This window comes from Chitinophaga niabensis (genome assembly GCF_900129465.1).
GTDB classification, from domain to species: domain Bacteria; phylum Bacteroidota; class Bacteroidia; order Chitinophagales; family Chitinophagaceae; genus Chitinophaga; species Chitinophaga niabensis.
Window position 1 is genome coordinate 2,589,144 of record NZ_FSRA01000001.1, and the last position, 26,845, is coordinate 2,615,988.

General features: G+C 47.0%; 17 protein-coding genes. 2 read left to right on the top strand and 15 right to left on the bottom strand.

The features are described 5' to 3' along the window. The first annotated feature begins 22 nt into the window (after positions 1-22). The gene (locus BUR42_RS10070; protein ID WP_074239109.1) at positions 23-2,791 is read left to right on the top strand and encodes an RICIN domain-containing protein; all 2,769 of its coding nucleotides are present in this window, start codon (positions 23-25) and stop codon (positions 2,789-2,791) included. Between the two features lie 18 nt (positions 2,792-2,809). Continuing rightward, complete coding sequence (locus BUR42_RS10075; protein ID WP_074239110.1) at positions 2,810-4,990, top strand: TonB-dependent receptor plug domain-containing protein; 2,181 nt, start codon at positions 2,810-2,812, stop codon at positions 4,988-4,990. Between the two features lie 101 nt (positions 4,991-5,091). Here BUR42_RS10075 and BUR42_RS10080 read toward each other — a convergent pair whose 3' ends face one another. From BUR42_RS10080 to BUR42_RS10150, 15 genes are all read right to left on the bottom strand, one after another. Continuing rightward, complete coding sequence (locus tag BUR42_RS10080) at positions 5,092-6,084, bottom strand: hypothetical protein (RefSeq protein WP_074239111.1); 993 nt, start codon at positions 6,082-6,084, stop codon at positions 5,092-5,094. A gap of 142 nt (positions 6,085-6,226) precedes the next feature. After that, positions 6,227-6,640: a hypothetical protein gene (locus BUR42_RS10085; protein WP_074239112.1), complete on the bottom strand. Its 414-nt coding sequence runs from the start codon at positions 6,638-6,640 to the stop codon at positions 6,227-6,229. Between the two features lie 5 nt (positions 6,641-6,645). Then, positions 6,646-7,137 carry a hypothetical protein gene (locus BUR42_RS10090; RefSeq protein ID WP_074239113.1) on the bottom strand — a complete coding sequence of 164 codons (492 nt, stop codon included), beginning with the start codon at positions 7,135-7,137 and terminating at the stop codon, positions 6,646-6,648. Between the two features lie 256 nt (positions 7,138-7,393). Continuing rightward, positions 7,394-8,521, bottom strand: coding sequence for a DUF4998 domain-containing protein (locus BUR42_RS10095; protein ID WP_159442246.1), 1,128 nt, complete (start codon positions 8,519-8,521; stop codon positions 7,394-7,396). Between the two features lie 17 nt (positions 8,522-8,538). Then, complete coding sequence (locus BUR42_RS10100) at positions 8,539-9,717, bottom strand: DUF5000 domain-containing lipoprotein (protein WP_074239115.1); 1,179 nt, start codon at positions 9,715-9,717, stop codon at positions 8,539-8,541. Between the two features lie 36 nt (positions 9,718-9,753). Continuing rightward, on the bottom strand, positions 9,754-11,661 hold the full coding sequence (locus BUR42_RS10105; RefSeq protein ID WP_084185491.1) for a RagB/SusD family nutrient uptake outer membrane protein: 1,908 nt from the start codon (positions 11,659-11,661) through the stop codon (positions 9,754-9,756). A gap of 7 nt (positions 11,662-11,668) precedes the next feature. After that, positions 11,669-15,079 (bottom strand): SusC/RagA family TonB-linked outer membrane protein, encoded by a 3,411-nt coding sequence (locus BUR42_RS10110; protein WP_084185492.1) that lies wholly within the window; start codon positions 15,077-15,079, stop codon positions 11,669-11,671. 71 nt (positions 15,080-15,150) lie between these two features. Further along, positions 15,151-16,098, bottom strand: coding sequence for a FecR family protein (locus tag BUR42_RS10115; RefSeq protein WP_074239116.1), 948 nt, complete (start codon positions 16,096-16,098; stop codon positions 15,151-15,153). Between the two features lie 79 nt (positions 16,099-16,177). Next, positions 16,178-16,768, bottom strand: a complete 591-nt coding sequence (locus tag BUR42_RS10120) for an RNA polymerase sigma-70 factor (protein WP_200798243.1) — start codon at positions 16,766-16,768, stop codon at positions 16,178-16,180. 149 nt (positions 16,769-16,917) lie between these two features. Then, positions 16,918-18,879: an FAD-dependent oxidoreductase gene (locus tag BUR42_RS10125; RefSeq protein ID WP_074239117.1), complete on the bottom strand. Its 1,962-nt coding sequence runs from the start codon at positions 18,877-18,879 to the stop codon at positions 16,918-16,920. Beyond that, positions 18,876-19,580: an SGNH/GDSL hydrolase family protein gene (locus BUR42_RS10130; protein ID WP_074239118.1), complete on the bottom strand. Its 705-nt coding sequence runs from the start codon at positions 19,578-19,580 to the stop codon at positions 18,876-18,878. Before BUR42_RS10130 ends, BUR42_RS10125 begins: the two co-directional genes overlap by 4 nt. Next, a complete protein-coding gene (locus BUR42_RS10135; protein ID WP_074239119.1) occupies positions 19,581-20,258 on the bottom strand; it encodes a DUF4998 domain-containing protein in 678 nt (225 codons plus the stop codon). It abuts the gene before it with no gap. A 28-nt stretch (positions 20,259-20,286) separates the two neighbouring features. After that, positions 20,287-21,471 carry a DUF5000 domain-containing lipoprotein gene (locus BUR42_RS10140; protein ID WP_074240526.1) on the bottom strand — a complete coding sequence of 395 codons (1,185 nt, stop codon included), beginning with the start codon at positions 21,469-21,471 and terminating at the stop codon, positions 20,287-20,289. Positions 21,472-21,494: 23 nt separating this feature from the next. Continuing rightward, on the bottom strand, positions 21,495-23,384 hold the full coding sequence (locus BUR42_RS10145; RefSeq protein ID WP_074239120.1) for a RagB/SusD family nutrient uptake outer membrane protein: 1,890 nt from the start codon (positions 23,382-23,384) through the stop codon (positions 21,495-21,497). Between the two features lie 11 nt (positions 23,385-23,395). Beyond that, positions 23,396-26,824 carry a SusC/RagA family TonB-linked outer membrane protein gene (locus BUR42_RS10150; protein ID WP_084185494.1) on the bottom strand — a complete coding sequence of 1,143 codons (3,429 nt, stop codon included), beginning with the start codon at positions 26,822-26,824 and terminating at the stop codon, positions 23,396-23,398. Positions 26,825-26,845 lie beyond the last annotated feature (21 nt).

The window sequence follows — 26,845 nt, forward strand, 5'->3', positions numbered from 1 at the left end:
TCATCAGCTAAACACATCCCATATGAGACGCACTTTCCTCCTTACCCTCCTGACCATTTTAGCCCAGACGCTATATGCTCAATCTAATCAACCCTGGACAGAAATAGGCCCCATCAAGTTCCCCATCAATCAATCCGGGCAGATCCATGGTATTGGCCGTGTAGTTCAAATTAAATTCCATCCCACTACCGCAGCGAAGATGTATGCTGTAAGCGCACATGCATTATGGAAAACAATTGATACCGGCAGAACCTGGTCTATTGTTCCCGGAACAGACGATATGCCTACAATGGCTTGTGCTTCTGTTTGTGTAGACAGAACGAATGAGAACATTATGTATCTCGGCACCGGCGATCCTAACTATTACAGCCAGTCATTAGGTGTTTGGAAATCCACCAATGGCGGCGCTTTATTCACGCGTATCGGTGAAAGCACCATTGGCACACGCATGGCGGTGGAGATCCTGCAATCACCTTCCGCGGCGAATACATTACTGGCGGCTACGAACGATGGCATATGGAAAAGCACGGATGCCGGCAGTACCTGGACTAAAACACAGGCTGATGTTAACTTTTGTGACCTGCGTGTGAATGCAGCATCCGGAAGCACTACTGTATATGCCATCACGCGGCAGGCTGAGTTTTACAAATCCACAGATTTTGGAGATACCTGGACGCTGATCCCTACCGTTAACCCTGTAACGCCCGGTAGCGGCAGCCGTATTGCGGTTACGCCTGCCAATCCTGCTGTGGTGTATGTGGGTTGCATTGGCAGCAATACAACCTTAGGCGGCATTATTTATAAATCAACGGACAGTGGCAATACATTCATCCAGGTCCGTGGAGATATTAACCCTAACCTTGCAGGCTACGATGGCAATTCCGGCGGGCAGGGCAATTACAATTTTGATATTACCGCAGGATGGAATGATGCCAATACCCTGTTCCTGGTTTCTCATATAGTCTGGCGCAGCCAGGATGGTGGCGTGACCTGGAGCAAGATGCAGGATGGCTGGTGGACAGAGATCCATACAGATATGCATGCCATCAGGTATCATCCATTGATCCCATCGCAAATATACAATGCGAACGACGGTGGTGTATGGATCAGTACAGACGGCGGCAGTCTCTGGTCCCCGAAATCTGATGGCCTTGCCTCCACAGAATTCTATCACATGGGTGCCAGCCATAAGACCATTGGTGTTATGGGTGGTGGCACACAGGATAACGGAGAAGTGTATTACAATGTCAATACCTGGTATACCAACCGTGGCGGGGATTATACGCCTTTTTATCAATTCGACGGACAGTTAACCAACAGTGCTTATTATGGTGCCACGCAACGCAGGCAATTGCTGACAAATACCACACAAGGGCTTGCATTGCCAGCCCCTGCTTCCGGCGCTGCGCGTATTGCATTTTCGAGGGACGTGAACATTGCTTTCACCGGTAATGACACCGTTTACCGTACTTCGAACCTGCAAACCAACCCTCCTTCCTGGTCTGCTATCTACAATACTTCTAAATCGATCAAAACGCTGGAGCCTTCAGTTAATAATGTAAACTACCTCTACCTGGTATTGAATACAGAATTCTATCTCTGCCAGAATGCGCTGGCAGCAACACCTGTGTTCACCAAACAGAGTGATGTGCCTGCCAGTATCAGCGGCGGCGTACAGATAGCTACCGTAGCAAATGATCCTAATGTGGTGTATCTCTCCTGTGGCAGCCGGATGTACCGTTCCACCAATGCCGGTGTGAACTGGACAAATATCAGTGGTACGCTTCCCACCATAAATATCCGCGAGATATTGACGGATACTACCAGTACGGATGAGAGCACTTACATTATCAATAACCTTGTTTATTATAAGAACAAGAATATGACGGACTGGGTGATCTATTCTCATGGAATGCCCTCCAACAGCCAGTATCGGGATATAGACATCTATTACTCCGGTGGCACCAAATTACTCCGTGTAGGTACTTATGGCCGTGGCATATGGGAAGTACCGCTGGCCACTACAGGCTCAGTACTGATACCCGGCGGTGTATATGAAATTAAATCAGCTGCTGCTTTAACCAGGAATGTGGATGTGCCGGGAAGTGCTACCGCCAATGGCACGGACCTCATCATTTATTCAGATGGCAGTACCAATAACCAGCGCTGGCAGATATCGCCACTGGGGAACGGGTACTATAAACTGATCCCCCAGCATGCTACGGGGAAAGCGATGGACGTGGAGGGTGCCCTTACTGCAAATGGTACAGCCGTTCAGATATATGACAGCGCTAATGTACCACAGCAACAATGGCTTATAGAAGGTGTAGGTGGCGGATATTATCGCCTGATGCCCAAACACGCTCCCGGCAAGTCGCTGGACCTGAATGGAGGCACTGATGCCAACAATACCAAGGTGCAGATCTGGGACAGCAATACCTCCAACGCACAAAAATGGCGGTTTGATCTGATCAGCAGCCCACCAGCACCACTGGCGCTCATGGCAGTAAATGCATCCAAAGAACAACAACCGGCCACTACTTATATTATCAGGTTATATCCCAACCCTGCCTCACAATCTGCCACCATCGAATTTTCCAATGCACAGGATGAAACCGCCCTGCTCACGGTTTCCAATACGGAAGGAAAAGTGGTGATGTGGCGGAAACAGCAACTGGTAAAGGGGATTAACAAGGTTTCCTTACAGGTGAATGAGTTGCCCAGGGGGATCTATTTTATTAAAGTAGATACCGGATCAGGGGCTGCTACAGAAAAACTGGTTGTACAATAATATAAATGGCTTTATCACATGAAAATAATCCTAAGTTTTGTAATCACTGTTACAATAACAGGAACTGCTTTAGCGCAACAAAAAGATACCCTTGCAGAAGTGATCGTTACGGCTAATAAGTTTGAAGAGAAACGCAAATACGTGGCAGCCAAAGTGGAGGTTTTGCAGTTGAAAGATATCGATCAATCACTCAGCAATAATACAGGCGGGCTTTTAGAGCAGAGCGGAAAGGTATTTGTACAACGCAGCCAGGCCGGTGGTGGCAGTCCTGTTCTCCGCGGATTTGAAGCCAGCCGCATTTTGCTGGTGGTAGACGGCGTGCGTATGAATAATGCTATTTACCGCACAGGGCATTTGCAGAACGTGATCACAATAGATGATGATATCCTGGACAAAGTAGAGATCATCTATGGCCCTGCTTCCACCATCTATGGATCCGATGCACTGGGCGGGATCATTCATTTCCAGACGCGCAAACCCTTACTCGCTGCTTTCGCAACAACGCTATCCACCAGGTATAGCAGTGCTTATGAAGAATACACGGGGCATGTGGATGTTAATGCAGGTGGCAGGAAATTCGCATCCCTTACATCCATCAGCTACAGTAATTTTGGAGACCTCCGGCAAGGCAGTAACCGCAATCCATTATACGGGGATTTTGGCAAAAGGAAATCATATATACAATCCATACAGGGTATAGATTCCATTGTAAAGAACAAGGATGAAAATATCCAGCGGCAAAGCGCATACAAGCAATATGACATCCTGCAAAAATTCCTTTGGCAACCTGCACAAAACCATAGCCATGAGCTGAACATCCAGTATTCCACCAGCAGCGACATTCCCCGTTACGACCGGCTTACTGATCTCCGGAATGGCCAGCTGCGCTGGGCAGAATGGTATTACGGGCCACAGGAAAGATTGATGGCAGCCTATCAATACAAAGCCAAAGCCCTGAAAGGCTTTTTCGATCAGCTGATGGCCGGCGTCAATTATCAAAAGATCCAGGAAAGCAGGATGCAGCGCGCTTATCGTAATGATGAACGGGAACACCGGGTAGAAGACATACAGGTGATAGCCCTGAATGCAGACCTGCGCAGGAGCATGGGCAGGAATGAGCTGAATGTTGGTATCGACGGTCAATTCAATATACTTCAATCCACCGCCTACCGGCAAAACGTTAGAACATCTGCCAAACGTTATGGATTGGATACCCGTTATCCCGATGGCAGTAACAACATGCATTACTCAGGCATCTATGCCCAGCATCTCTTCAAGATCATTCCCGGCAAACTGATCCTGAATGATGGGCTGCGGGTGAACTACGTGAGCCTCCAAAGTGAATTCAAAGACACGGCTTTACTCCATCTGCCATTTACCAGTGCCTCGCAGCGGAACATTACATTCAGCGCCAACGCAGGCATCATTTATCTCCCGGATGATAAAAGCAAATTCAGCTTCAGCATTTCAACAGGTTTCAGAGCGCCTAATATAGATGATATGGCCAAGGTATTTGAATCAGCAGGTGGTACACAATTAGTAGTGCCTAACCCCGATCTCAAGCCGGAGCAGACCTTCAATTTTGACCTGGGTATCAACCGCCGGTTCAGTGACTGGATATATGTAGAAGCGAATGCATTTTACAGCTTATTCAGGAATGCCATTATAACAGACCGCTTCTCGCTTAATGGCGCCACAGAAGTTGCCTACAATGGGCAAATGACACCGGTAGTGGCCAGCCAGAATAAAGCAAGGGCTGATATCTATGGCTTCCAGGCCGGGATCAATTTACGGCCTGTGGAGGCCTTTGACTTCTATAGCCAGCTAACATATACCTATGGCCGCTACCGTGGCAGGGATGATGTAAAAGTACCTATGGACCATATACCACCTGTGTTTGGCAAAACAGGGATCAGCTACCGTTACCGGTTCCTGGGCCTGGAGGCTTATGCTTTATACAACAGCTGGAAAAGAGCAAAAGATTACAGCCCTTCCGGGGAAGATAATCTTCAGTATGCCATGGCAGAAGGCATGCCGGCCTGGTGTACCCTTCATCTTTCCAGCACCTGGAAGATCAGTTCTTTTCTAAAAGTACAGGCAGCGCTGGAAAACCTACTGGACCAGAACTATCGTGTTTTTTCTTCCGGCATCAGCAGTGCAGGAAGGAATCTGGTATTGAAGCTCAAGGCAGAGTTTTAAACTATGCGCTATAGCTGAAAAGGGTTACAGGACTGCAAAAAATGCTAAAAGCCGCCTTATGATATGGGGCGGCTTTTAATTTATTTATGCAGTTGGGGCTACTACTTTTCAGCAGGCCCCATGCTTTTCCCGCCAGCTTTCTTCAAAGCATCTACTTCCTTCCTCAATTCAATTATATACAACATCTGCTCTTCTACTTTCTGCAAAAGCAATTTATTCATTTCACCTACATCTACGCCATTCTCCTTCACCTCAGCTTCTGATGGAATACCAGGCAGCCGCTTATATTGCAGAATGTGCTGCTCCGTCTCATATACAGAAGGTAGTTTATAGGTAGCATCAAAAACAAAATCCGCCCAGGATTCCTGTGTCACTTTCACCTTGCGGGCACCGATGGTTCCTTCTACTGCTAGTTTGTACTGGGGCTTGGCTGTGCCGATGCCTACGTTTCCCTTGTAGTTGATGCGCATCCTTTCCAGCAAAGAGTCCTGTATACTACCATCAGAAGTATACAGGACCAGATCTGTAGCCTGTATCAATGCATTATTGGCATAATAATTATTGATCCTTTCAGCGCGTATCCTTGCGCCGATCTGGTCTCCCACAATATCCCGCCAGGTACTGAAGTCGATGTTATAACCTCCTGTAACTGCGCCAACGGGTACATTATAATTTCCGGCGTCATGAGGAACTCCGAAGCGCATCCCATTCCCGGATATGGCTGCTATGCCAATATGGAGGCTATGACTGGGAGTACGGTGAGCAATACCCATATACCCGGTAGTACGGTTGATGGTAAGATATTCTCCCAGGTAATTCGGTCCGTAGGCAAAAATGGCAAAGTTGCTGCCCACACTCCCTACACCGGTTTCCTCTGTACTAACACCAAGGCCCCACCTTGGGTTACCTGCGTTCTCCATCATAAAATGCGCATTCCCGCCGGAGCTGGTTACCTGATTGGTCCGGAAATGGTTTGCCTTTCCGGTTCCATCGATATTAAAATTGGCATTTGCCTGTAAAGTGGTGGAGTTGGCAATCTGTGCACTGGCTGTACCGGTGATGAGGCAGATGCCTAAAGCGAGATATAGCTTCATAGATAAAAAGGATTGGGTTAAAGTGAAGGATCGAATATAGTAAATAAGTGGGGCCTTTCAGCTTGTTATTGACGGAGGGGCGTTATTGGTGTAATTGTAACATAACTTTAAAAGCCGCCCCTTAATACGGAGCGGCTTTTAATTATTTATGCAGTTTGGCAACATCCCCTACTATCTTCTCTCCTTCTGCATCCAGGAATACTTTGGCAGGTGTAAGCCCAACATAGCGTCCTCCTTCATGCGGCCGGGCCTCTATTACCTGTAAACCAACCAGCTTTCCGGATTTCACGTACCGGCCTTCCAGCTGCGTTGCACACTTACCTTCTTCCCCGGTAGGCAGGGCCAATATGCCTTTAAAATCGTTTTCATTGAACAGGCGTATTAATTCCTGCTGGTAAGGTCTTTCAAAATACCGGAAGAAACATTTCTGGGATTCGCCGGTTTCAACATGTTTTAAAGAGAAGATAAACTTCCGTTTGAACAGTTGCAGATCTTTCATAAGAAAGCTGTACAGATCATGGTATTCACCATTCTCTATCTCTTTTGATTGTAGCATGGTCTCTATTTATTTAGGTTCTCGAAAAACTCCTTAAAGGCCCGGGCTTCTGCTTCCTGGTTAACAGCCACCTCATTGCTCCCGAACATATTAGCCGCTTTCCCATTCACCGGAGGTACCTGGAAGATAAAGGTGTTGCCGTAGATGGTTTTGAATTTATACAGCCGGCGCAGGAAGGTTTTGCCGGCTTTCTTAAATGTTTTGGAATTGATCTTTATCGGCGCGCCGTAATCATATAACTCGGCATCTATGGGTACCAATACCAGGTCAATATTGATGGGATCTGGTTTGAACCCCACTACATAATTGTAATACCTGTAACGGCCATTGCCGAGATCGGGGCCCGCCGTCATATGTTTTCCATATGCCAGCTGGTAACCGTTCAGATCAGCTATGCTGAGCGAACGCATAAAAAGGGTGGCCATCTTTAGTTTAACTATTGCATCCTCTTCCGGCGAGGCCTGGAAAGCGGATTTGAGTTTCCCGAACAAGCTCATGGGGGCTGGGTTATTGCATGGTTGAAATAATGCGTTGAATTTCGCAAAATTTTATGGTTTATGCAATAGGGACAACATCAAGATAACATCAGTGATGGTACGATATTAACTAAATAGCCCAACGAAGGCTGAACGAACAGGTAACGAACCTGTGGTATAGGAGTACCCTATGTGAAACATGGGTAAAATAATATCAGAATAACGGAAACTGTAATATAAAAAAGGCGGTGTTCAAAACACCGCCTTTCCTTACCAATTATGGTGCAAAGCTCCCATAAACGGAGAACTCAGCAAGATGGGAATGCGGTGAGCCGGTTGCATTCCTCACCTGCCAGATCCTTATATATCTCATCACAGGTGCGCCTGCGATAGTGAAAGATTGTGGCCCTGTAATCTCAGCAAGGGTATAGTTGCCGTAGTTCTGCCAGGTGCTACCATCATCACTCCCCTGTACAATGAAGTCTGTAAAATCCTCTCTTACATAATCACTCCTGGAAGTTAACACCACCCGGTCCACTTTCACACGGCGGTTCATGTTAAATGCCAGCCAGTGCGGATAACCCGTTACCGGTGATTTACTGTGATTGGTATGCCAATAGGTTCCAATATCCCCGTCCAGTACTTTGGATGGAGCACCGTTAGGCTGCTGGCCTGTTAATTCATAAGTATCCGCTGTGGCCGTCCAGGTAGTACGGGCTATCTGCATAAAATTGCCAGGCATTTGCTGGTATTCCGTGTAGAAAGTATCTACGGCTAATGTATCAGGTGTGAATACAGTACGGTATTCAAAACCACTACTACCCTGCACCCCGGTAATGTAACTGGTATCTTTCTTCGCAGAAAAAGAAGCCGTTGCCGTTTGCCCGCCTACCGTGGTATAACGCACTTCTGTGGTACGTGCGCCATTTGTAGTATCTGCTGCTCCCCAGATGATGGTGAGCTTGTCGTCCTCCCCTATAGTGGCACTTGCAATGGCGCGGTTCAATAAAGATGCCTGGTAGCGGTCCCCGAATACGGAACCGGTGAGTTCTACGGGTACGGACTTATTACCATTCTCATCCATAGTTCTGATGGTATAGGAATAAATATTTTCCTGGAGATTGGTGAAGATATGGGAAATAGAATCCTGCTTGGGTGCGATCTGCACTTCCACGGAATCAGTAAAGTTATTCCAATAGATGCGTGCCTTAGTGATCTTAGGATCTGTACCTCTTTTCCAGGATACCATTGCCCGGTATTTACCCGGATGAAATTTAGCCTGGATGGGTTTACCGGGGTATACGATGCCGCCGGGTATAATATATTGCCTGTAGTTATCGTCCATCTTTTTACAGGCGGCTACTACCAACAAAGCAATGACGCCGATAAATATTTTTGTTCTCATATGTAGCTGTTTAAGCATTATTGAATCTGCCCCCAGAATGAAAGTTCTGCGATGGTTACCTGCGGGCCGCCGCCATAAGTAGCGGTGGTTTTGAAACGGACATAACGGTAGGCCTGCGGGATCTCCTGCACATCAAAGTCTTCTCCATTCGTATGTGCATAAGCGATATCTTCTGCACTTACTTTACCTGCCGGCAAACCGGATGGCTTGTATGACTGGAAACTGCCTATCATCGTCCAGTTAGTCCAGCCACCATTTGTATCCGGGTTATTACTTCCCCATAGTTCAAAGGATTTCACATTAGCGCCGGTATAGGTATAGTTAGGTGCGCGTTGGTGCATCTTCATCCGGCTGATCACCACTTTTTTACCAAGGTCTATTGTGAACCACTGCGGCGTTGATGTACTGTGCCGGGAGGCGAAGATGCCCTGGTCCACCAGGCCGTCCCACATCTTATCCAAAGTATAAGGTGGTTCTACGGGGATGGTTTCATCCGTTGGCAGGATCAGTGCTTTGAATGGTTTGGGTACCTTTTCTTCAAACAGTGGTGTGAGTGTTCTCACCAATGTATCAGATTTATTGTTCCACCTGTCCCGCAGATAGATGGCAAATTTCTTTTCTGAGGAAGGTAGTCCGCGGAAGGAAACAACGCCACCGGGAGCCCTTGTATAGAAAGTTTGCAGCGGTACCCAGATCCCGTTATTCAATGTATCTGCAATGAGTACAATGGCCAGGTTAGCTTCCAGGAGGTTCTGATAACGGATCTTCACACCACCGAATGCAGCTTCCAGCTTCAGGGAATCAAAGGCCAGGATCACAGGTGCCGTCAGGGGCTTCACTTTTAACACTACGGGTTCAGAGGCTTTCTCATTCCTTCCCACACTGTAGAGCTTCACTTCATGCTGACTGGTATCGCCATATCCTGCCAGCGCCAGCGTGTCAGTATAATAAGAGGATTTGGCTTCGTTGAAAACACCGGGTTGTATTTCATACACCGCCTTTACATAAGAGAGATTGGGATCTTTAGGCAGATCATAAGTGAGCACTGCTCCTCCGGGTGTATTCACGATCCTCACATTCGTTACGGGTGGGGGCGCTCCTGCTCCTGTTGCGTAATGGTCCAGCCGGTCTTCTTCCCTGCATTTACTGCAAAGGAAGATGAAACAGATAGCCGTGATAAAGTTTAATATCTTCATAAAAATTTACTTGTAGGATTTGAGTGAATTAGTTCCTTACCAGCCAATGTTCTGCACCAGGTTACGGTTGGTGATCAATGTTTCTTCTTTAATGGGCCAGAAATAATCTTTGAGCGTGAACTGCAGATTGAACAGTACTTTTTTCCGGTAGAAGAAAGCCGGATCGGATTGTTCAATGTCCCATCCTTCAATGCCCCTGCGGAATTCTGTCAATGCACGTTTCCAGCGGCGCAGGTCCCAGAAACGATGTCCTTCAAATGCCAGCTCTATCATGGTTTCCTGCTGGATGATCTCGCGCATGCCTTCTTTGGTAGTATACTTATTCGGGGTTTTGGAATAGTTATCCCAGGAAAACTGAACTGTTTTCAAACCGGCACGCTCACGTACCTTGTTGATGTATTCATGTACTTCCGGCGTGGGGCCATTCACTTCATTTAATGCTTCCGCATACATGAGGTACAGGTGTGCGAGGCGCATAACAGGCCAGGGATAAGAAGTAATAGTGTAATCATTCACTACCGATCCCTGTGTGTTCTGGTAATGCACCAGCTTCTTTACATAATAACCTGTTACAGAACCTTTATCCGGTTGTACTTTTCCATTGGGCTGCCCTTTTCTGCCTGCTACATAATAGAGGGCATTGGGACTGCCATCATCATAAAAACCTTGCCCATACCAAACGCCACCATCAAAACCAAGGCTGGAATAGAAACGCGGTTCCCTGTCGAAGTTCAGCGCGGCGGTGGTATATCCCTGGCGGATATTGAGCTTATGGCCATCCTGTGCAACGCGGGTGATGGCGGCAGACTGGTTCCATGTTTTATCTTCGGTGATGGGTACGCCTTTATCAGAATAGAACATTTCCACGATCTTCAAAGGCGGAGCCAGTTCTGATACAATACGGGGATTGTCTATGTAACGATGATCAACATTGGGAGTGGCTACCCGTTGAATGAGGTCTGCATTGCTTTGCGTATTACCCCAGATGATCTCGCTGTTCCATTTCTCTGTAATAACAGAACGGAGGCCCATCTGGATCTTTGTTGTATCCTTCAGCTGGAATTGCTGGAAGGCGGGATTGTAGGTATAGATCTTCATGCCTGCGGAGTGGCAGATATCGATCGCTTCTTTGCAGGCGGTAACGGCGGCCGACCATTTTTCCGTTACTACATTCGGATTAAAGAGCACTACGCCGTTATTGCTCTTCAGGGAAGCCTGGTCAGTATTCCCGTTGAACAAAGGGCTGGCAGCTGTGACCAGTACTTTTGCTTTCAGGGAATAGGCCATGGGTTTGGTGATGCGGCCCAATGCCCTTGCGGGGTTATTAATGATCAGGGGCAGGTCATCTTTGGCGATATCAAGTAACTGTACAATGTAGTTAAAGCATGAATCAACAGGATCGCGATACACTTTTACGGCATTCAGGTCTACATCTATCGGCAGGTTTTTCCTGATCAATGGAATAGGGCCATACATCCTTACGAGGGCAAAATGATAATAAGCCTTCAGGAAAGTGACTTCTGCTATCCATTCCTTCCTTTCCTGGTCTTCCAGGTCCGGTACTTTGTTTACATTTTCCAGGAAGATGCCGCAATCGCGTAAACCGCGGTAGAGGCTTACCCAGGAATTTTCGGAGAAAGGGTTCACGGTATTCTGCAAACCGCGTGCAATGTTAAACATCTGGTGATCAAACTCAGGGAAACCGGGATTGGTTAAGGCCCACATTTCGTCTCCTGCCAGCATGGCGGGGTCTTCCACAAGATTACCGTCCCGCGGCATATAGGAATAACAGGTGTATAGGTATTTTTCTGCTTCAGAGCGCATGGTGAATGCGTTCTCTAACGTGGCAATATTATCGGGTACCACATCCAGGTATTTTGCGCATCCGCCGAAAGCGAGCAACCCGATGAGTAGTATGATGTAATTGATCTTCTTCATGGTCATAACAGCATTAATTAAAAACAATGTTGGCGCCTATGTTGAATACCCTTTGTACCGGGTATCCTAAACCGTTACCAGCCATTTCCACATCCCATAATTTAAATTTGCTGAACAGCAGCAGGTTGGTGCCATTCACATAAAAACGGAACTGATTGGTGTGCAACCTTCTCTGGAAGCTGGCTGGCAGGGAATATCCTATTTCTACCTGTTTCAGGCGTACAAAAGATCCATCGCGCATAAACCAGGTACTGGGTTGTACGTTGTTGGCATTAACGGTGGGGCTGAGCCTTGGCCAGATGGCATATACATTCCTGTTCTCTTCAGACCAATGACTGTCTGCATATGCTTTCAGCAATTGTGTATTATTATTTCCCCCTACATCTCCATCTCTTTTAAAGGGAGCCGTAGCTACAGGATCTATCCAGAAGGATTGGTTACCTGCACCCTGGAAAAAAGCAGATACATCCCATTGCTTATATCCCAGTGAAAACCCTGCACCGTAGATGATCTCCGGCACAAGTGGAAAACCCAGCGGCACCTGGTCTGCATTGGTGATACGGCCATCTCCGTTCACATCCAGGTATTTGATATCGCCACCACCGTATGCTGCTCCGAATTCCTGGCGCGGTGAGTTTTCTGCTTCCTTATCATCTGTAAACAACTTCTCTGCAATGAAACCGAACTGCTGATTCAAAGGCGTACCTACACGATAACGCCAGCGTTCTGCATACTGCGGTTCCTCATACACCCGGTATTTACTCTTGGCATAAGTGAAATTGCCGCGCAGGGACATCCAGAAGTCTTTCGACCAGCTTTCCCGGTAATCCAGCGAAAGGTCTACCCCATTGCCGGAAGCTTCTCCCAGGTTTGCTTTGATAGGTGCGGAAAGGCCCATGGTGTTGGGGATGGAAGCACGCGTCATCAGGATATCGTCCCGGTATTCATTGTAATATTCTGCCACAAAGTTCAGTTTGCTGTAGAGGTTCAGTTCCAGCGCGATGTTCTGTTTCTTTGCACGTTCCCAGCTGATCTGTTCATTGGAATAACGGGATATGCCCACACCATTTTTGAACTCTGCCAGATCGCGTCCAAACCTTGCACCTCTGTTCCCGTCGTTCATGTTTACATTAGAGAGATAGAAGAAACGGTCCTGCGCAGATCCGATCTGGTCATTCCCCACTAAACCGTAAGAATAGCGGAGGCGCAGATTAGTGACCGTTCCTTTCAGGGGTTCAAAGAATGGCTCATTAGATATAGCCCATGCTACGCCGCCGGATGGAAAGAAACCAAAGCGGTTGGTTTTATAGAACCTTTCGGAACCATTGTAACCAAAGTTGAACTCTGCGAAATAGCGGTTATCGTAGGCATAGGTGAAACGCCCGGACAGGCCTACGTTCCGGGAAGGAAGTGATTGCTGGAGGTCTCCCGCATTGGCGTTGAGGCTTTGACGGGTAATGAAAACCAGCAGGCCACTGACACCATGTTTTTTAAAATCGCGGGTATAGTTCAGCATGGATTCCATGTAAAAAGTGGAATTCAGGATCTTGTTGCCTTCATTGTATCCAAGGTATTCCGTTCCATCATCGTTGATCTTGGATATGCTGTATTTATCAGTCAGCTGATCATAGCCGCTCACCCGGTACCAGAAAGGATTGTAAAAACGGCTGACATCGAAGCTCGAAGTGCGGTTAGTATTGACCATGGTGCGGAAGGAAAGGCCTTTTATCAGATCTCCGAGATCTTGTTTTACTTCAAACTGTGCCAGCATCTGGCTGCGGGATTGATCTCTGTATCCTTTCACCATATCTGCATATGGGTTCAGGTATTCTCCATTTTCTCCGTAGTTACCGAACATGATATGTTTCACATGGCGGTGTTGTTCATCCTGCGGAAAGTAGGCAGGAAATAATACAGGGTTAGCAGCCATTACTTTTCGGTACATCCATGCACCACCATCTATGGGGCCGGTGTAATCGTCAAAGTTTCCGCTGAGGCGTACGATCAGTTCCGTTGTTTTGGTAACATTGATGTTCACATTGGCACGGAGGGAATAGTTCTTGAGGTCTATATTATTGTTGAAGTTGTTGCGGTTATCAACTTTCAGGATCCCGTTATCCTTGCTGTAGGAGCCGGCTACATAATAACGTGCTACGTTGCCGCCACCGCTTACATTGAGGTTCACCCGCTGGTTCATGGTGTACTTCTTGAAAAGCATTTCGCGCCAGTCGTTTGCAGGATAGACCAGGGAGTTTTTACCTTCTGCGGTGTTGGCGATCTTCTCTTCCGTGTAGGGCAATGTACCCAAAGGGTCGCGGGTGAGTACGGCTTCATTGTGTTGTTTCATGAACGTTACCGGATCTGCCAGTTCAATGTTATCGGTGGGTGCAGAGATAGAATTCTCCAGGCGCAGGGAGATCTTGGCTTTCCCGGCCACTCCCTGTTTAGTGGTAACGAGGATCACACCATTGGCTCCGCGGGCACCATACAATGCCGTGGCCGTTGCATCTTTCATGATGGAAAAGCTGGCAATATCGTCTGGCTGTAAACGTGCCAGATCTGTTGTGGTAAGCTCAATACCATCTATGAGAATGAGCGGGCGGGTGTTGTTGCCAAAGGTGGTGATACCTCTTACAAAGAAGTCCGCATTATCCGCACCGGGTTCTCCGCTCCGCTGGTAGGCAATTACACCGGCAAGTCTTCCGGCCAATGCTGTAGTGAGGTTACTGGATGGAACTTTCAGTTCCTTTGGATTGATGGTGGTAATAGAGCCGATCACGCTTTCTTTCTTCTGGGTACCAAAAGCCACGATCTGCACTTCATTGAGGGCATTGGCGGGGTTGGGTTCCAGCTTTACATCCAGCGTGGTACGTTTTCCTACCACAATACGTTGTGGAATATATCCTATGAAAGAGAATAACAGTACTTCGTTATCGTTATTGATCTGCAAAGTGAATTTACCTTCAGCATCCGTAACGGCGCCGCGGTTGGTGCCTTCCACTTTTACCGTTGCCCCGGGAAGGCCACTGCTTACATCATAGATCTTGCCGGTAAGGATACGTTGCTGTGCTGCTTCTGCGGGTTTGCGTGGTTCATCCAGCGAGATCAAAATCTCTTCATTTAACGTGGTGTATTGCAGTGGCTTTCCTTTAAATGACTGGTCCAATACTGTTTTCAAAGGTGTGCTGTTCCCTGTTACATTCACCCGGATATCACTTCCGGCCACCTGGCCGTTGTACGTGAATTTGATTCCATAGGCATTGCTGATCTTGCGTAATGCGGAAGCGATCGGCTCATCCTTCAGTTGGATAGAGATCTCTTTTTTCAACACATCCTGGGCAAGTGTAAAGGTACTTAGGCAAAGCAGGTAAAATATAAAACACAATACTTTACCCTTACGTAGCAGGGCATACGTTTTCTTCATACAAATGCATGTATTAAATGGTGATGGAATAAGGGGGAACGAATTCTGGTTGACTTACTGCGTTCCTTACTTTAACATTTTCCTTTGTGAATGAAATATTTATTTCCTTTGGTGTTTACTTTAACACCCACAACGCGGCTTAATTTGCTGAGGAAGGTCTCTATGTCTTCGTTGGCTTTAATGCGCCCGTAGAACAGGCAGTCTTTTGCATCTTCCTCTATTATTATTGTAACATTGAATAAACGTTCCAGGTCTTTCATGATAATGCCCAGCTTCACATTATTATATTCCAGCTCTCCTTCCCTGCGCTGCAGCATCAGTGCGGCATCCGGATCATCTATATAGCTGAGGGTACCGGAGTTCTTACCGTAAAATGCTTTCTGCATAGGTGTAAGGCGTTGTTTTTCATTTAACATCACTGAACCGTTCAGCAGGGTAACGGTGATGAGGGTATCTTCCGGATAGGCATGTATATTAAACGCTGTTCCTAATACTTTGGTGGTTAATGATTGCGTATGGATGATAAAGGGATGCTGCGCATCGCTGCTCACTTCAAAAAAGGCTTCACCGGAGAGCTGCACAATGCGCTGATCTCCTTCAAACTGTTCAGGATATTTCAGCTCGCTGCATGGAGCCAGCCATACCAGGGTACTATCCGGCAGCCGGACCTTTTTACGTTCTCCCTTGCCGGTGAGCAAAGCTTTTTCCGGTACGTTACGGGTACCTGGCAGGAAGATCCTGGACATCACCAGGCCCCCGGCAGCCAATACCAGCACAGCTGCCGCCAGCCGCCAGCGATGAAACAGCGATACCGGCTTGCGCGTTTTGCGCACATGTTGCTTCAACTGCCCCAGCATCCTGGTTTTCAGGCGGGTGATATCCTCAGTGGAAGAAGCCTCCCAGGTGGCAGGCTGATCTGCTTCCCTGCGATACCAGTCCAGTAAGATCCCTCTTTCCTCTGTTGAAGCGGTACCATTGAGGTACTTTTCTATTAATGATAGTATTGTCTTTTGGTCCACAAAAACGATTTAGCAATCTTTAGCTGAATATATGTACCATAACTAAGGGGCTACCCTTGGTCTGCTGGAAAAAAAATAATTAAAGCTTGTGATCAAGGAGTAATAAGAGCAGTGGAGTGGCATCCTTCAGGTTGAGGCGGATGGTTTTCAGGGCTTTGGTGAGGTGCCCTTCGGCTGTTTTGGGGGAAATATCCAGCCGGTCTGCTATTTCGGCAATGCTCAAACCTTCATAACGGCTGTATTGGAATACGAGCCTGCATTTTTCCGGCAGCTGTTCTACGATGCCGCCCACATATTCTGTAAGGAAGCGGGCATGTACCCTTTCTTCTTCGTCAGCAAATACGGTGGCAGGGATAAAATTGTCTTTAATGATCTGCAGCTGGCGGCGCTGGCGAATGAGGTGTTTGAAAACGGAGAATTTAATGGCAGTGGCCAGGTATCCACCCAGGGAGTCGATCTGTACAATGTGGCGGCGGTTCCAGAGGCTGATGAACACTTCCTGCGTGATCTCTTCTGACAGTACCTGGTCTTTTGTAAGATTGAATGCGATAGCCATCAGCTTTTCCCAGAAACGCTGGTAGATCTCTGTAAAGGCATCTTCCCTCCCCTGTACGAGCAATTGAGCCAGATCCTGATCCGATAAATTACAATAGGACTTAATTTTGGCCACGTGAAGCGATTTAGCAGATATAGTTGGTTAAAGCTGAGCGGCTAAATCTAGGGATTAAAAATGAGAAAATCGGGAAAACAGGTAGGTACAGGATGCGGAATTAGAGGGTATCTAAAAAGGGCCGGTCCCTTTAGACCGGCCCCGGGTAATTACCTTTCGGGTACCCATAGTACGGCGTCCGCCACTACGGTGCCATCTGCATTTTCGTTGGAGAACTCCACGATGGCCGGGGTTCCTTTCTTCAGATCATAAGTGCCGATGGACACCCATTCCCCGGAAGTCTGGCCCTGCACCATCACGTCCTTTTTCTTCACAAGAATTGTTTGTTGTTGCTTGCCATTAAAAACTTTTATCGTAGTGGACGCCGCATTCTTTTTCACATGCGGGTAATAAATATAAGCATGGTATTTACCGCTCCTGAAATCATTTGCTGAAAACTGAACGGTGCGGATATCAGTTGCGCCGGAATCAACGGTGAGCATGTCTGGCCCGTAACTTCCGCCGCCTGTTCTTTTCCATGTGCCGTGTTGGATAACTGCGAGTGAATCGCGATTATCGATCAGGATATCCGGTTGCGCACCATTGGCTAATGGGTTCTTTTGTAATACATCCTTAATTTTAGCTGCATTTACCTGCTGCACACTTTGGTTATTGGCGATAGCGAGGTCTGCTGCAATGGCCGTGGCCTGCGCCAATGCCATAAACACCGGTTCCATGCGAATTGAACCATAAGCAATGTGCGTGGCGGATAAACAAACCGGTACCAGCAGATTGCTGCAATCTGCTGTTTTAGGGATCAACGCAGCATAACCTACAGGGTAAGGCGGGAAACCACCCACTTCCACATTCCCTTCATTCTTCACCATTCCATTCACCACTATACGTTGTGTATTGTGAGAATCCATGGTATATGCTGCCATGCCTACGGGATCAGTCACTACGGTTTTGCCGGTACAGTTTGCCTGCGTCATTACATACTGGCCTATCATCCTGCGGGCTTCGCGGATATATAACTGGGGAGACCAGCCGCCGTTATCTGTGTATTCATCTTTGGGATATCCCCACTTTTTCATGCTGGTACGCATCTCCTCCGGTACACGGGGATCGCTTGTAAAAAAGTATAAAAGTCCTTTGGTATAATCTTCGTGCTCCTTAATGATCCTGGCCCTCGTAGCATTATCGCCTTCCGGGTAATCATAGTTCATACCGATCATATCCGTAGAGAACCCTCCCCTGTTATTGATGTCAGTTTTGTTATTCGGCATCCGGCTCACGATGAAATAATCGCTGAGGCTTTGCTTTTGCGGTTGTGCTTTAAATAAACGTGCCAGCAACTCATAACGGGCAGGATCGTAATTATCCGGTTGGGTGATGGGGATGCTGTTGGCAGGATCGTTACTGAGGCAGATCCGGTAATTATAGGCCTGTACATTTTTATCTCCTGTTCCGGTTGCCTGCAAAGCAGCAGGACTGATCCCCCATAGCAAACCACTCGCCGGTACACCCGGGGTTTTGTAGGGGTCTACGCCGTCGGGGAATTGATGTTCATGCAATAACTGCACACCATTATAGGTTTCACCGTATTGGCTATTGGCTTCCCTGCCTACGGTGTAGGATACACCGGCTTTTGCCATGAGGTCCCCTTCATAGGAACAGTCGATAAACATTTTAGCTTCTACCACTAAACCGCTTTCCATTTGTATGGCGCTGATCTTCCTGTTAGTTTTTGTGGCACCGGAGATGCGCTGATCGTATAACACTTTCACTTTAGCCCTGCTGATATAATCCTGGAAAAGGCTTTCAGCCACGTGGGGTTCAAAGATCCATGATTCAAACTTTCCATAGTGTTTTCCGATACGGCGGTAGAAATCAAGGGATAATCCCCTGATCGCATATTTGTTGCCGATATCCGTATAACCCAGGCCGCCGGTAGTTAACCCGCCAAGGTGTTTACCGGGCTCCAGGAGCAATACGGAGCGGCCCATCATTTTGGCCGTATAAGCTGCTATCACACCGGCGGAACTACCGCCGTAGATACATATATCCACCTTCTCCTTAGCGCCTGCGGCTGCGTTACAGAATATCAGTATAGAAATGATCAACACTCTCATGATTGCAATAATTTATTTAGGTAAGCTGGATAACTTTCTTTCGTAACACTTCCGTCTCCGTTAGTAATGCTATCGCCAAAGCAAACGATCCTGCTTTGCGGGAGCTTTTGAAGAAGGATGTGTTCATATACCGCCAACCCTATGAAACGGTAGCCATTGGGAGTTGGATGGATGCCATCTGTTTTTTGACTATTAGCCTCATTCTGGATCAGCGAGTCTTTATCCAAACCTACCTTGCCTACTTTTTCAAAGAGTATTCCTAAGTCCAGCAATTCCGTTTTATATGCTGCAGCCAGGCTTTTGATGGTTTCGTTTACGGCAGCCCTTCTTTTAGCAGGCCCGTCTGTTCCATAGAAAGCAGGATCGTGACGGGTGAGCAGGTAAGGTTCATAGAAAGGCAGGATCGTCATCAGCAGCACTTTACTTTTGGATGCCTGGATCTTTTCTATGAGTGTTGCCATATTCTTCCGGTATTGCTCCAGCGGAATGTATTTGCGGCTGTTCATGTCGTTTGTACCGGCCATAAGTACTGTGAGCGCAGGTTTGTGTGCGAGGCAGTCTTTATCGATCCTTTTTAAAAGATCGTCTGTATTATTGCCCCCTACGCCGGCATTGATCACTAAGGGATCGTTGTATGAAGCGCGCAGGGTCATGGCAATGGTTGCCATGAGGGACGTGGACAGGAAAACTCTTCTATGCATTTACTCGGGTTTGGCGGTCAATTTTACCGTGGACGCAGCAAATATATCAATTGCATTTGGAACAGGCAAGTAGAGTGTTTCGTATTCCAGTTCGTTGTTCAATACATTAGCCGGGATATTGGTGATCATTTCAGAAGAGGGTACCTGTAAAGTTTGCGTTACGCCTGCCAGGTCTTTATACCGCAGCCGCAGGCCAAAAGTACGGGGATCCGCCACTACCCATTCAATACGGGTTTTGCCTGCGCTGTATACCGCTTTTTTAAAGAGCCTGTTCACGAGGTTACTGGTATAGAAAGCACCATACACGTCTCCGGTGGCATTATTCTTAATAGATACATTCCCTTTTGCATTATAGGAATATACATCAAAGCTATATGGCCCTTCCGCCATGTTGTTTAATAACACGGTGATGGTATCCACTCCGGCAGTACGTGTTACAGCTACCTCCATGGAATCCTGGCGCTGATTCCAGTACACACGGCATTTAGTGATGCGGGAATCCGTTTTCAGTAACCAGGTTAGTTTAACGCGGTTATTGCCGGGATACACTTTAACGGAATCTACTTTTCCCGGGTACACTATCTCCCCTCCCGGGGCAAAGTCTTTATAATCTTTATCACTTTTACCGCAGGCGGCGATAAAAAGTGCGGTGATGGTCAGTATGAAAATATGTTTCATCGATCGTTTTTTTTCTTTGATGAATAGGTTAGCGCAGCTGCCCGAATATGGTCATCTCTGCCATCCAGAAATAATCTGAATTACCCCATGTCTGTAACATCTTAATGCGGATATACCTTACAGGGGGGGCATCCAGCGGGAATTTGAACTCATGGCCAGCTATTGCTTTCAGGATATCATCATTAGAGTTGGTACCAATCGGAAGACCGGAGGGCTTCACGGTTTCACAGTCCATCAGTTTCACCCAGCTGCTGAAGCTACCATCTGCTGAGGGGGTAGTGCTACCCCATACTTCAAACTGATGAGGATCACCTGCGCTGTACAGCAGCGCCTGTTCATCCGTAGCACCCCTTGGGACAAAGTTTAAGCGGCTCAGTTTAGCCGTTACGCCCATATCAAAAGTGATCCAGTGCGGAACACCGGAGCCGTTGGCTGTACGCAACCAACTGCTGGAGCTACTTGAGCCGCCGGCGATCACATTATTCCACAGGTTACTCATGGGTTGATTGTTAAACAGGACGGCATCTGTCGGTAATTTATAGGCCTTGAACAGTTTCTTATCCAATTGCTGTTCAGCGAATGGTGTAATGAGCTTACCGATGGTGTCAGAGAGATTACCCCATCTGTCCTGCACATACAAACCAAACCAACGTTCCTTGTCATCAAAACCGCGGGTGGAAAAGAACCCGCTCTTCTGGCTGGTATAAAACTTATCTGCCGGTATGATGGCACCTCTTTCATCTTTGGTGAGTACCCCTATTGTGATATTGGAAGAATCATTGTTGACAAAACTGGTGGTGATACCGCCAAAATCTGCTTCAAATGAAAGGGAGGCCAGTGTTTTTTCTATGGGAGGCGTTAAAGGGTTCACCTTCACGGTAACAGGTGTGGAAGCTACTTCTGTACGGCTCACGGCATACAACTTCACTTCTCTTTCGTCCGTATTGCTAAAACCATCCAATGTGATAGTAGTGTTATAGAAAGTGGAGATCATTTCCATTTTCTTTCCCGTTCTGATCTCAAATTCCGCTTTTACATACAGGAGCTCCGGATCGTTGGGCAGCGTGTAGCTGAGTATTACTTTGCCGGGCAGGTTCTGCACCTGCACATTACTTACCGGGCCGGGGGCTTTGCCGCCTTCTGCCAGTGGTTTCAGTTGTTCCTCTTTGCAGCCCAGCACAAATACTGCAAGTAAGATTATTATGTTGCGCATTGTAGTTTCATTAAGGTTTTTAATTACCATCCGGGATTCTGCACCAGGTTGTTATTCACAATGAGATCATTTTCCATGATCGGCCAGAGATAATCACGTTTCCTGAAAGTCATGTTAAACAATGATTTCACGGTGTAATATTCTGCCGCGGTTTTGCCGCCATAGTTCCATCCGGTGATGGGCTCATTCAACACACGTTCAGCTTCCTTCCATCTCCGGAGGTCCCAGAAACGTGCCCCTTCAAAGGCCATTTCTATCAGGCGTTCCTGGTGTATGATCTTGCGCATGCCATCCTTTTGCTGGTAAGCGCCCGGATTGGTAGAGAACTGCGTCCAGGATTCCGCTACGGTTTTGAGGCCGGCGCGTGCCCTTACGAGGTCTATCCACTTCATTGTTTCTGTAGTGGGGCCTTCTGATTCATTCAGGGCTTCCGCATACAACAGGTACATATCGGCTAACCGGATCACGGGCCAGGGATAAGTTTGAAAGGTGATCTCATTGGCGTTGGAAACCGTCTGTGTGTTGACCAGTTTCTTAGGCCAGTAACCGGTGATGGAATAGGCCCATGCATGGTTATTGGCTATCTGGCCCAGCTTTGCTTCAAGGTATGTATTTGTGGTATCGCTGAAACGGCCGTGACCATACCATCTTCCACCATCAAAACCAAGGCTTGCATAAAAGCGTACCTCTCTGTCGAAATTCAGTGCTGCGGTTTGATAAGCGGGTTTGATCCTGAGAAAGTCTCCTGCTACGGCGGTTTTTATATTATACCGGTTCACGTAATCCCATGTCTTATCTTCTGAAATGGGTACACCATTTTTTGTATAGAACTGTTCTGCAATCTTAAGCGGTGCACCAAAGCTGGATAATGTACCTGTTTGTTTATCTCCTGTAAACAGGCGGGGTAAACACTCCTGCTGCAGGCTGCCTATCAGGTTGCTTGTGCTGGTCCATACAATTTCTTTATTCCATCTCTCGCAAACACTATTACGAACGCTCAATTCCACTCTTGTATCGTTAGAAATTGTAAAGGGATAGTTGGCGAGATTGAAAACATACAGTTCATTACCTACGGCGTGGCATTCTTCAATGGCTACTTTACAGGCTTCCGCTGCTATTTTCCATTTCTGTTCATCATATTGCGGATTGAAAAGGCTCACTCCTTCCTTTCCTTTAAAAGTACCATAGTCACTATTTCCATTAAACAAAGGACTGGCCGCTGTTACCAGCAGTTGTGCCTTCACGCATAATGCAATGGACTTTGTTATCCTGCCGGCTTCAGTGGCTTCATTATCGATCCGCGGCGGGAGGTCTGCAGCTGCTTCATCCAGCAAGCGGGCGATATAGTTTACGCAGGAATCTACCGGCGCCTGTTTCACTCTTACTTCCGAGGTGCTGCTGGTAATGGGAAGGTTTTTATCTATTAAGGGAATAGGCCCGTACATCCGGAACAGGAAGAAATGATAATAGGCTTTCAGGAATTTCACTTCCGCCGCCCATCTTACTTTTTCATATTCATCCATGTCCGGCACCTTACTGATATTTTCCAGGAAGGTGTTGCAATCCCTGAGGGCCACAAACATGCCTCTTCCTCCCTGCCCGCCTCCAAAATAATTGGAGTAGGGATTCACTACGTTCTGAAATCCCTTGGCTATATTCCAGGCCACTTTATTAACGTTCACATTGAAATCATTGGCCCATATTTCATCACCACCTAATATGGTGAGATAATCATATGAACTGACAAACCTTGGCTGATAACTGTAACAGGTGAAAAGGAATTGCTCTGCCGTATTGCGCATTCTGAAAACATGATCTACCGTTGCAATATTATCCGGTACAATATCCAGATAATGACAGCCAAAGGTGAATGGCCAGAGGAGTAATACGATCGATATTTTTAAGTACTTCATTAGATCTCTTTTTAAAATGATAACTGCGCACCAACATTGATCACTTTTTGCAGCGGGTAACCTAAACCGTTACCACCCATTTCCACATCCCAGTCTTTAAACTTACTGAGCAATAAAAGATTGATGCCGCTGGCGTATATCCTTGTTTTGTCAATCTTGTACCGTTTGGTGAATGTGGTGGGCAGTGTATAGCCCAGTTCCATTGTTTTCAGGCGCAGGAATGCTCCATTGCGCATGAACCAGGTGCTTATCTGTGTATTGTTTGCCAGGGGTTGTGAACTGAGGCGCGGCCATTTGGCATAGAGGTTCCGGTCCTGTTCAGACCAATGGTCATCTGCATAAGCCTGCAATAAAGCCCTGCTATTCACAAAAGGAGCTGTATTCGCGGCATCTATCCAGAAGGATTCTCTTGCGAGACCCTGGAAGAAAGCAGACACATCAAAGTTCTTCCAGCCCAGTGAAAAACCGAAACCATAAACGATCTCCGGCGTAGTGGGATAACCAATGGGCACCATATCCCGCGTGGTGATCTGGCCATCGCCATTTACATCATGATATTTGATATCCCCTGCTCTGTACTCTCCGAATCCCTGCGCCGGCGAATTCGCTACTTCTGCATCATCGCCGAATAAACGCTCTGCGATATATCCCCGCTGCTGTGAAAGTGGCCATCCTACTCTCGACAAATATTTCTCTGTGTATTCCGGTTCTTCATACACCAGGAACTTACTGGTAGCATAGGTTACGTTACCTCTTGCCTGGATCCAGAAGTTAGGGTTAAAGTGATGACTGTAATCAACGGAGAGATCAAATCCTTTACCAGTAGCTTCTCCCAGGTTAGCTTTCACATCTGAGCTGGGGCCTAATGAGCCACCCAGCACACCCATTGTTACGGGGATAAAGGCGCGGGTCATCAGGATGTTCTTGCGGTGTTCTGTGTAAACATCCAGGAGTATGTTTATTTTATTGAACAGGCCTATTTCCAGACCATAGTTGGTTTTTACGGCGGTTTCCCAGGTGATATCGTTATTACCATAACGGTTCACAAAAATACCATTGCGGCCATAAGTATAGGTTGTACCAAATACAGATCTGCGTGCACCGTCATTCATATTCACATCTGCGAGGTAAAAGAAGCGGTCTTCCGGAGAACCGATGGCATCATTTCCTACGAGGCCATAGGTGTAACGCAGCTTCAGGTTATTCACCACGTTTTGCAGTGGCTTCCAGAAATTCTCGTTGGATACGATCCAGGCAGCACCCACAGAGGGGAAAAAGCCAAAACGTTTAGACTCGTAGAAACGTTCAGAACCATTATAACCAAAGTCGAACTCCGCGAAATACTTGTTATCATAAGAATAAGTATATCTGCCGGAGAGGCCAATGTTGCGATGCGGCAATGACAATTGCAGGGAGCCGCCATTTGCCGTGATCTGGTTGTTCATCAGAAACACGAGCAGGGCACTGACGTTATGCTTTTCATCAATGGCTTTGTTATAGTTTAAAGAAGTTTGGATATAGGTGGTGGAATTAATGGTTTTATTTCCTTCTGTATAGTTAAGATATTCCGTACCGGTGGTAGGATTCAGCATATTCAGGGTGTAACTATCTGCATACTTATCGTAACTGCCTACCTGGTACCAGAACGGATTGTAGAAACGTTTCACATCAAAATAAGAAACGCGGGATGTATTGAACAGTGCGTTGAGCACCAGCCCTTCTGTGATCATTGAGAGGTTCTGCTTCAATTCAAACTGCGCCACCAGGTTGGAGCGGGTGGATTGCATATACCCTTTCACCATATCCGCATAGGGATTGATAAAATCACCTCCATCCCCGGCATTGCCGAACATGATATGCCTTACAAATGAATGAGCGGAATCCGTTGGATAATAAGCCGGGAATAACACAGGGTTGGCATAGATCACTCTCTGGTACATTTCCGAGCCGGAATTCAGCGGACCGGTGTAATCATCAAAAGTGCCGAATAACCTCACCCCCACTTCTGTTGATTTGGTGAGATTAATGTTCACGTTGGAACGCAGGGAATATGTTTTGAGGTTGATATTATTGTTGAAGTTATTGCGCTTGTCCACTTTCAACATACCGTTATCCTTGTTCAGCGTAGCAGCCAGGTAATAACGGGCAATCTTACCACCACCGGAAACATTGAAGTTGGCGCGCTGGTTCATGGTATAATCCTTGAACATTTCCTTCCGCCAGTCTGTGGCGGGATATACAAGCGGATTAGTCCCTGCAATGGTATTATCTATTTTTTCCTCCTGGTAAGGTAACTTTTCCAGTGGTGTACGTGTAAGCACGGCTTCATTGCCTAAACGCATATAGGTGATAGGATCTGCCAGCTTCACGTTCTTTGTGGGGGCAGACATAGAATTTTCCAGGCGTACAGAGATCCTTGCTTTGCCTTCCACCCCTTCCTTGGTAGTAACCAGGATCACGCCATTAGCGCCACGTGCACCATATAATGCAGTAGAGGTAGCATCTTTCATGATGGAAAAGCTGGCAATGTCGTCTACCTGTAAACGCGAAAGGTCTGTAGTGGTAAGTTCCACCCCATCTATGAGGATCAGCGGATCTTTTTTATATCCAAAAGTGGTAACACCGCGAATGAAGAAGTCTGCATTATCTGCTCCCGGCTCCCCACTCCGCTGATAAGCGATCACACCAGCCAAACGGCCGGCCAGTGCTGTGGTTAAGTTACTCGATGGTACTTTCAGCTCTTTAGGATTAATGGTGGTCATAGCACCTACCACTTCTTTCTTTTTCTGTGTACCGAATGCCACGATCACTGTTTCTTCCAGTTGGTTGGAAGCATAGGCCAGGCGAACATTGATCACATCCCTGCCGCTCACGGTGATCTCCTGTTTGTCAAATCCCACCATACTGTAAATGAGTACCGTGGCATCGTCCGGAACATCTAGCACATATTTACCATTCAGGTCCGTGGTGGTTCCCACGCTGGGTGTACTTTTCACCTGGATGGTAACACCCGGCAGCGGCATACCGGAAGTATCGGTAACAATACCTCTTACATCCTTTCTCGCGGTATTCTCGCCAATGGTGGTAATGGCAATGAGGTTCCCTTCCAGCAGCTTGTATTCCAGGTTGGCAACCGGCAGTACTGTTTGCAGCACTTTGAACACGGATTCCCCCTCCACATTCAGGTCTATTTTCCGGTCGGTCTTTAACTTCCGCTCACTGAAAATGAAGTGATACTTTGTTTGTGCTTCTATGAGCAACAACACTTTCTTCAGGTCTGCTGCCTGGAGGTTCAGGGACACTTTATCCTGAGACCGCACGGTGGCTGAAACCTGTAGCAAAGACAGCAAAATAAAAATGAAGGTCAGTTTCATAAACACGAATGCCTTTATTAGCGCATGCTGAGGCCTGAAAGCATACACTAAGTGCTTTTTTTTCATAACTTCGTAGAATTAGTAATT